The 7,987-nt window shown below is 70.8% G+C and carries 9 protein-coding genes; 2 read left to right on the forward strand and 7 right to left on the reverse strand.

Features of this window, described 5'->3' with window-relative positions; all coding sequences use genetic code 11:
* Window positions 1–74: 74 nt before the first annotated feature.
* A complete protein-coding gene (locus M0P34_RS11575) occupies window positions 75–1,532 on the reverse strand; it encodes a M48 family metallopeptidase (protein ID WP_291499231.1) in 1,458 nt (485 codons plus the stop codon).
* Window positions 1,533–1,590: 58 nt separating this feature from the next.
* Window positions 1,591–2,124, reverse strand: coding sequence for a bifunctional pyr operon transcriptional regulator/uracil phosphoribosyltransferase PyrR (pyrR, locus tag M0P34_RS11580; RefSeq protein ID WP_291499233.1), 534 nt, complete (start codon window positions 2,122–2,124; stop codon window positions 1,591–1,593).
* 256 nt (window positions 2,125–2,380) lie between these two features.
* Between pyrR and M0P34_RS11585 the strand changes: the two genes are divergently transcribed.
* Both M0P34_RS11585 and M0P34_RS11590 read left to right on the forward strand, forming a co-directional pair.
* Window positions 2,381–2,701 (forward strand): IscA/HesB family protein, encoded by a 321-nt coding sequence (locus M0P34_RS11585; protein ID WP_291499235.1) that lies wholly within the window; start codon window positions 2,381–2,383, stop codon window positions 2,699–2,701.
* A gap of 202 nt (window positions 2,702–2,903) precedes the next feature.
* The gene (locus M0P34_RS11590; RefSeq protein WP_291499237.1) at window positions 2,904–3,248 is read left to right on the forward strand and encodes an IscA/HesB family protein; all 345 of its coding nucleotides are present in this window, start codon (window positions 2,904–2,906) and stop codon (window positions 3,246–3,248) included.
* Window positions 3,249–3,370: 122 nt separating this feature from the next.
* Here M0P34_RS11590 and M0P34_RS11595 read toward each other — a convergent pair whose 3' ends face one another.
* The 5 genes from M0P34_RS11595 to M0P34_RS11615 all read right to left on the reverse strand — a co-directional run.
* Window positions 3,371–3,610, reverse strand: coding sequence for a hypothetical protein (locus M0P34_RS11595; RefSeq protein WP_291499238.1), 240 nt, complete (start codon window positions 3,608–3,610; stop codon window positions 3,371–3,373).
* A 9-nt stretch (window positions 3,611–3,619) separates the two neighbouring features.
* A complete protein-coding gene (locus M0P34_RS11600; RefSeq protein WP_291499240.1) occupies window positions 3,620–4,891 on the reverse strand; it encodes an AMP-binding protein in 1,272 nt (423 codons plus the stop codon).
* Between the two features lie 88 nt (window positions 4,892–4,979).
* Window positions 4,980–5,777, reverse strand: coding sequence for an ABC transporter ATP-binding protein (locus tag M0P34_RS11605; RefSeq protein ID WP_291499255.1), 798 nt, complete (start codon window positions 5,775–5,777; stop codon window positions 4,980–4,982).
* 62 nt (window positions 5,778–5,839) lie between these two features.
* Complete coding sequence (locus M0P34_RS11610) at window positions 5,840–7,006, reverse strand: ABC transporter substrate-binding protein (RefSeq protein WP_291499257.1); 1,167 nt, start codon at window positions 7,004–7,006, stop codon at window positions 5,840–5,842.
* A 54-nt stretch (window positions 7,007–7,060) separates the two neighbouring features.
* A partial coding sequence (locus M0P34_RS11615; protein WP_291499259.1) for a branched-chain amino acid ABC transporter permease occupies window positions 7,061–7,987 on the reverse strand: 927 nt, incomplete at its 5' end.

Here is a 7,987-nt window from a genome sequence, read left to right on the forward strand (position 1 = left end):
CGCCCACGCACACGGCCAGCTCGCCACCGCCCACGCCCAGGGCCAGCACGGTCAGCAGGGTGTCCATGCCCGCCTCAGGCGCCCTTCCAGAATTCGGCCCGCGCCTTGTAGACCTCTTCGAGCTTTTCCAGCTCCTTCTTCTGCTCCTCGGTCTTGGCCAGGGCCTGGGCCTTCTTGCGGTTGAAGTCGGCCTGCTTCTGGTCCAGCCCGTAGATGCCCGCGTAGGCCAGGTGCAGGTGGCCGGAGAACATGTCGCCCGCCGCGCCCAGGGTGCGGCCCAGGTGGTAGTGGACCTCGGCGTCCTCGGGCAGCGCCTCGAGCACGCGGCGGAAATAGTCCACGGCGGGGCCGGTCTGGCCCGCGTCGGCCTGCAGGCGGCCCAGGTAGAACAGGGCCATCAGGTCCTTGGGGTTCAGGATGCTGGCCTTGGTCAGGTAGCTGGCGGCCTTGGCCGCGTCGCCGCTGCGGTAGTGGAAGGCCCCGGCCTCGCGCAGCACCAGCGGATCCTCGGGGGCGATGCCCAGGGCCTCGCCGAAGGCCGCGGCCGCCTCGGCCACGCGGTTGCGCCGCGAGAGCACGATGCCCCGGCCCATGGCCAGCAGGGCCGGATCGCCCTCGCCCTGGGCAAAGGCGCCCAGGGCGGCCTCGGGGTCGGCGTGGCGCGCGCGGACCAGGGTCTTCACACGCACGAAGCGGGCGTCGTCGCGCGGGCGCTGGCGCACCGCGTCGTCCAGGCGGTTCACGCGGTCTTGCAGGTAGCCGATGCGCTCGGCCACGTCGGGGTGGGTGGACAGGTACTGCGGCACGGAGCTGCCCGCGAGGTACTGCTTGCGGCGGATCTTCTGGAAGGCGCCGACCATGCCCTCGGGGGGGAAGCCGGCGCCGACCAGGAAGTCCATGCCCACCTGGTCGGCCTCGCGCTCGTCGATGCGGCTGTAGTTGAGCATGGCCGTGGTTCCGGCGGCCATGGAGCCGACCATCAGCGCCTGGCTGGCCTCGCCCATGTTGGCGCCGCCCCCGGCCGTGCCCAGGAGCATGCCCGCCAGCATCCCGGCGAGCATCCCCAGCTGCACGTTTTGCATCTGCTCGATGCGCTTGGCCACATGGCGCTGGGAAACGTGAGCCAGCTCATGGGCCAGGACCCCGGCCAGCTCGTCCTCGTGCTCCAGGTCGGTGATCAGCCCGGTGAACACATAGACATAGCCGCCCGGCGTGGCGAAGGCGTTGAGGGCCGGGTTGCGGATGACCGTGAGGTTGGCGGGGAAGGGCTGGGGCGGGAGCTGGGCGTAGAGCCGGTCCACCAGGGCGCGGACGTAGGCCACGATCTCGGGATCCTCGACCACGGGATAGCGGGCGCGGATCATGGTGTGGTATTTCTGGCCCAGCTCGCGCTCCTCCTCGATGCCGAAGGAGCCGCCGAGCAGCCCGGCGCGCACCGGGACGGGCGTCAGCAGGCAGCCCGCGGCCACGGCCAGGGCCAGCAGGGCCGCCACCGCCCGGCGAGGGAAAAGACGATCCGGCGTAAAGGGCATGGTGCGTCCGGTTGCGGGCCCGGGGCCCGGCTGGGAAGGCTGCGGTCGGCGGCGGCGCCTAGCCGACGAGGACCACTTCCTCGCGACCGTCGCGCTCGTCCAGGAACACGTCCACATGCTCGCCGCGGCGTGTCTCCACGCGGGCGCCCACATAGTCCCCGTGGATGGGCAGCTCGCGGTGCCCCCGGTCCACAAGCACGAGCAGCTCCACCCGCTCGGGCCGCCCGAAGTCGAGCACCGCCTCCAGGGCGGCGCGGATGGTCCGCCCCGTGAAGAGCACGTCGTCGACCAGGACGATGCGCGCGCCGTCGATGTCGAAGAATATCTCCGTCTTGTTGATCTGCGGCTGCACGTCCAGGGTCGTCCAGTCGTCGCGGTAGAGATTGATGTCCAAAAGGCCAAGGGAGATGTCGCGCCCGAGCTTGGCGTCCAGGGCGGCCTTCAGGCGCCGGGCGAGGTCCACGCCCCGGCGCTGGATGCCCAGGATGGCGAGGTTGTCGCAGTCGGCGTGGCGTTCGACGATCTCCGTGGCGAGGCGGTCCATGGTCCGCCCGATTTCCGTGGCGTTCATCACGACCCTGGTCTTGCTCATAGGCGTACTCTCCTGACGGGCGGCTGGCGCCCGGGGTGCAATCGTTCCGGAACGATACGGAATCTTTGGCGGCATTGCAACACGCGCCCGCGCCGGGCGGAAGAACGATTCGCAAAACCTATCGATCCTGGCCATTTCCATCTATGAACGTTGACAACTCCACCGCCCGCCCTTACATCTGCCTTCTGGCCGCGGCGGGCGTTTTTGGCTTTGGCCCGCTCCCGGCCCATCCAGCCCACACCCCCATGGAGGACTCATGTTCGAATTGACCGACAAGGCCCTCGCGGAGCTGCTGTCCTACTTCAAGGACAAGTCCGTCTCCCCCATCCGGGTCTATCTCGCGCCGGGCGGCTGAGCTGGCCCGCGCCTGTCATTGGCTCTGGATGAGCCAAAGGAAACCGACGCCGTGTTCGACTTCGACGGCGGCATCAGCTTCGTGATCGACAAGCAGCTCCTGGAAGGCGCCGCGCCCGTGAAGGTCGACGTGACCTACACCGGCTTCACCGTGGATTCCAGCCTGCAACTGGGCGGCGGCTGCTCTTCGGGCTCCTGCTCCAGCGGCGGGTGCTCCTGCTAGCGCCAAGCGTACGACCGCGACGCACCAGGGCGGCCCCCCACGGGGGCCGCCCTTTTTCGTCCGCAGGGCCCCGCCCGGCCCGGCCCCGCGCCCCCAAAACAGTCGATACCCGGCCGACAAATCGATACGTTCTATCAATGCCATTGACAACCGGCACGGTATGATTACCTTGGGTGATCATCCCCAAAACCGGAGGAATCCGATGCTTGAACTCACCGACGCGGCGCGCACCGAGCTGCTCAACTACTTCAAGGACAAGACCCCCGAGCCCGTGCGCGTGTTCCTCGCGCCCGGCGGGTGTTCCGGCCCGCGCCTGTCCCTGGCGCTGGACCAGAAACGCGACGACGACGCGATTTTCGACTTCGAGGGCGGCCTGACCTTCGTCATGAACCAGGCCCTGCTGGACGAAGCCAAGCCCGTGAAAGTCGACGTGACCTACACCGGCTTTACCGTGGAATCGAGCCTGCAAATGGCCGCAGGCGGCTGCGGCTGCTCCTCGGCCTCCTCGTGCGGCTCCGCCGGTTCCGGCGGCTGCGGCTGCTGCTAGGGCGCGGCCCCGACGCGCAAAAAAGGGCGGCCCCCAGGGGCCGCCCTTTCTTTTTCCGCACCCGGGCGACGCCCGCCGGGGCCCGGCTGCGCCCGGCTGCGCCCGGCTGCGCCCGGCTATGCCTACGGCAGGGGCTCCTCGTCCGCGACCGGAACCGCGAGCAGGGCCGCCCACAGGGCCAGCAGGTCCTCGCGGTTGTCGCGGATCCAGTCCTCGCCCTCGTCCCGGCGCATGCGGGCCATGCCCTCCAGGAATTCGCTCTCTCCGTCGCCGTCCAGCCCCGGCAGGGCGTCCACGCCGAGCAGGGCCAGGGCCTCGTCCAGGGTCATGGCCTCGGGGGCCGTGGGGGTGTCTTCGTTCATGGGGCCCTTCTATCCGAAAATCCGGCGGTCCACCAGGGGGGGAGCCCCGGGTTCGATGTCCTCGGCGCCTCCGGCGATTTCCAGCTCGGGGCGCAGCTTGATGGCCTCCTGGAAGGCCCGGGCCAGGGCCTCGCGGTCCAGCTCGCCCGCCAGCCGCAGGCGCAGGGCCAGCCGGTCGCGCCCGCCGGGGTTGGTGACCACCACCTGCCACGCGGCCACCGCCGGGAAGCCCGCCAGCACCCCGGCCACCTGCGCCGGGTACACGAACTGACCCTTGACCTTGGCCGTGTCGTCCACGCGGCCCAGGATGCCCGCCAGCCGGGGCGCGGTGCGCCCGCAGGGGCAGGCCCCGGCCACCAGGCGCGACAGGTCGCCCGTGGCCAGGCGCACCAGGGGGTAGACATCGACGAACGGCGTGACCACCACCTCGCCCGTCTCGCCGGGGGGCAGGGGCCGGTGGGTCTGCGGGTCGCAGATCTCCACATGGCAGCGGCTGGAGAGGTGCATCCCGCCCAGGGCCGGGCACTCGTAGGCCACGCAACCCAGCTCCGCCGTACCGTAGCCCTGGCGCACGAGCATCCCGAAGTCCGCCTCCAGGCCCCGGCGCAGGCCCTCGGGCAGCCGCTCGGCGGCCACGAAGGCCGCCTGGAGCCTGAAGTCGCGCCGCAGGTCCAGCCCCCGGGCCACGGCCTTGTCGGCGATGACCCGCAGATAGCTGGCCATGCCCACGAAGCCGGTGACGGGCAGCGTGGTCAGCAGTTCGATCTGCTTGTCGGTGTTGCCGGGCCCGGCGGGGATCACGGCGCAGCCGATCTCGCGCAGGGGCTGTTCGAGCATCAGTCCCGCCGGGGTCAGGTGGTAGGAAAAGGTCATCTGCACCACGTCGCGGCGGCGGAACCCGGCGGCGTGGAAGGCTTCGGTCCAGCCCCAGTAATCCGCCCCGGGGCCCTCGGGATCCAGGATGGGCCCGGGCGACTGGTATATGCGCGCCAGCTCGCCCGGCTCGCAGGCCAGCAGCCCGCCCAGGCGCGGCCCCCCGGCCTGCAGGGTCACCAGATCCTTCTTGCGCAGCACGGGGATGCGCGCCCAGTCGTCCAGCGAGCCGATGTCCGACAGGGTCAGCCCCGCGCGGTCCATGCGCGCGCGCAGCTCGGCGCTGTGCTCCCAGGCCGTTTCGAGCAGCCGCTCCAGCCGCTCCCAGGCGCGGGCGGCCCGCCGTTCCCCGTCCTGGGTCTCCAGTTCGCTCCAGTGGCCGTTCATCCGCTCGGACAACAAGGTCATGGGCCCTCCTCCCGGCATGGCTTGTGCAACCGTCCAGGCCCCGCGCCCGGCGCGGGGCCGCCCCAAAACACGACCCCCGCCCGGGGCCTCAGCCGAGCCAGCGCTTGCGGCGGCGGTAGTGCTTCACGTCGCGGTAGCTGCGCTTCTGCCCGCCGTGCCCCATGCCCAGGTAGAACTCCTGCACGTCGGGGTTGTCCAGCAGCTCGGCGGCGCTGCCGTCCATGACGATGCGCCCGGTCTCCATGATATAGCCCCGGTCGGCGATGCCCAGGGCGGCGCGGGCGTTCTGCTCCACCAGCAGCACGGTCACGCCCTCGGCCTCGTTGACCCGACGCACGATGGTGAATATCTCCTCAACCAGCAGCGGGGCCAACCCCAGGGACGGCTCGTCGAGCAGCAGCAGGCGCGGCCTGGCCATGAGCGCCCTGCCGATGGCCAGCATCTGCTGCTCGCCCCCGGACATGAACCCCGCGAGCTGCCTGCGCCGCTCGGCCAGGCGGGGGAAATAGCCGTAGACGCGCTCCAGGCTGGCGGCATATTCCGCGCGGGGCCGGGTGAAGGCTCCGCAGCGCAGGTTCTCCTCCACCGTCAGATCCTCGAACACGCGCCGGCCCTCCATGACCTGGAAGATGCCCGCGCGCACCACCCGCTCGGGGCTCCAGCGATGCACGGGCAGCCCGTCGTAGACCACCGCCCCGGCGGTGACCTCGCCGTCCTCGCCCGCCAGCAGGCCCGAGATGGCCTTGAGGGTGGTGGACTTGCCCGCGCCGTTGGCCCCCAGCAGGGCCGTGACGCTCCCCTGCTCCACGCCCAGGGACAGGCCCTTGAGCACCAGGACCACGTCGTTGTAGACGACCTCGACGTTCTCGACCTTCAGAAGTTCCACGCGCTGCCCCGCCTGCTGCGCCCCGGGGGCGGGCGCGCCGCCCCCGGGACCGTGTCGTTCCGCTATTTGCCCAGCCACTCGGCCTTGCGCTCCAGCTCCGGCGAGGCGACCTTGACCAGGGCCCCGCCCTGCACGCGATAGATGATCACGGACATGGTGGCCCGGTGATCGTCCGGGAAGTAGCTCACCGGCGGGGTCAGGCCCAGGGGGTCGTAACCGCGCATGGTCTCGGCGGCGGCGCGGATGCCCGGGCCGTCGAGGCTGCCCGCCCGGGCCGCCAGGCGCATGGCCTCGGCCATGACCAGGGTCGAGGCGAAGCCGCGCAGGTAGTGGGTCATCACCGGCTTGCCGCCCGTCAGCCCGCGGATGAGCGCGGCGCCGGGCGCGTCGTCGCCGTAGGCCGCCGCCCCCTGGAGGCCGTACACGCCCTCGGCGGCCTCCCCGGCCAGGTCGATGAGGCTTTCGTCGTTGCCCCAGATGTTGACGAAAAAGACCGTCTTCATGCCCAGCTTGCGGGCGTCCTTGAGGATAACGGCCGTGGAGGGCGTGGTGCCGCCGATCCAGCAGAAGTCCGGCGCGAGCTTCTGCAGGGCCAGGAGCTGTGTGGTGGCGTCCATGGCCTTCAGGTCCACGTTCTCCTGGCCGACGATCTCGAAGCCCAGCTCGGCGGCGTAGTCCCGGCCCGCCTGGATGGGCGACAGGCCGTAGGGGTGGTCGGGAAAGACGAAGGCCACCCGGGGCGCGCGGTCCCCGGTCCAGCCGTCGCGCAGGAACTTGAGCGCCGCGCGCATCTGCGTGGAATAGTCGGCGCACACGAAGAAATTGTAGGGCGCCACGGCCGGGTCGGTCAGGTGCGCGGAATAGGACGCCGACCAGGTGGGGATCTCGTCCTTGGCCACGAATCTGGTCAGGGCCTCGGTGTCGGCGGTGCCCCAGCCCTGGAGGGCGACCATGCCCTCGGCCTTGAAACGCTTGTAGGCCGCCAGGGCCTGCTGCACGTTGTAGGCGTAGTCCACCTGCGAGATGGCCAGGGGCCGGCCCTCGATGCCGCCCTGGGCGTTGATGTGCTCCACGGCGGCCTTGATGCCCTCGGCGTAGGGCACGCCCACGGCCGAGGTCGCCCCGGACAGGTCGGACAGCACGCCGACGCGGATCTCCTGGGCCAGGGCCGCGCCGCCCAGGGCCAGGGCCAGGACCGCCGCCGCCACGATGGTTGCCATGCGTTTCATGATCGCCTTCCTCCCGTGATATGGTTCCAAATCGCCCCGCCCACGGCACGACGCCTAGTGGGCGAACGGATACAGCTTCCAGTAGGCCCTGGCCAGCCGCCAGCGCCGGGCCAGCCCCTCGGGCTCGAAAAGCAGGAACAGCACCAGCACCAGGCCGAAGATGCCCTCCTTCATGGCCATGAGGTGCATGGCCACCCCGGGCAGCACCCCGCCCAGGGCCGAGGCCGCCGCGTTGAGCACCTCGGGCAGCAGCACGATGAACGCCGCGCCGAGCACGCTGCCCGCCACGCTGCCCAGCCCGCCGATGATGATCATCGCCAGGGTGCTGATGGACAGCCCGATGTTGAACTGCTCGGGGGTGATGTACATGGTGTAGTGGGCCCACAGCCCCCCGGCCACCCCGGCCAGGAACGAGCTGACCCCGAAGGCCGTGAGCTTGGCGGCGAACAGGTTCACGCCCACGATCTCGGCGGAGAGGTAGTGGTCGCGCACGGCCACGAAGGCCCGGCCCGGCCGCGTGCGCGCCAGGTTGGCCACCGCCAGGACCGCCAGGACCGCCACGGCCAGGGTCAGGTAGAACATGCGCGCGTCCGTGTCGAAGGCCAGGCCCAGGATCACCGGGGGGTCCACGGCCATGCCGCTGGAGCCGCCCGTGGCGCCCTCCCAGTGCAGGAAGACGTATTCGAGGATCAGCTGCGCCGCCAGGGTGGCGATGGCCAGGTAGATGCCCTTGAGCCGCAGGGAGGGGATGCCGAAGAACATGCCCACCACGGCGGCCGCCAGCCCGCCCAGGCCCAGGGCCGCCGGGAACGGCAGCCCCAGGGCCGAGAACTGCGCCGCCGCGTAGGCGCCAACGCCCATGAAGGCCCCGTGGCCAAGGGAAATCTGCCCGCAGAAACCCGTGAGCAGGTTGAGGGACACCGCGCCGATGACGGCGATGTTGATCAGGCACAGCACCGAGACGTGGTAGGACCCCAGGGC

The organism is Desulfocurvus sp., assembly GCF_023230885.1.
Classification (GTDB): Bacteria; Desulfobacterota; Desulfovibrionia; order Desulfovibrionales; family Desulfovibrionaceae; genus Desulfocurvus.

Bases quoted from the DNA above. Each gene is read 5' to 3' on its own strand.
- M0P34_RS11575 (WP_291499231.1), bottom strand. From the start codon at position 1,532: ATGCCCTTTACGCCGGATCGTCTTTTCCCTCGCCGGGCGGTGGCGGCC.
- pyrR (WP_291499233.1), bottom strand. From the start codon at position 2,124: ATGAGCAAGACCAGGGTCGTGATGAACGCCACGGAAATCGGGCGGACC.
- M0P34_RS11590 (WP_291499237.1), top strand. From the start codon at position 2,904: ATGCTTGAACTCACCGACGCGGCGCGCACCGAGCTGCTCAACTACTTC.
- M0P34_RS11595 (WP_291499238.1), bottom strand. From the start codon at position 3,610: ATGAACGAAGACACCCCCACGGCCCCCGAGGCCATGACCCTGGACGAG.
- M0P34_RS11600 (WP_291499240.1), bottom strand. From the start codon at position 4,891: ATGACCTTGTTGTCCGAGCGGATGAACGGCCACTGGAGCGAACTGGAG.
- M0P34_RS11610 (WP_291499257.1), bottom strand. From the start codon at position 7,006: ATGAAACGCATGGCAACCATCGTGGCGGCGGCGGTCCTGGCCCTGGCC.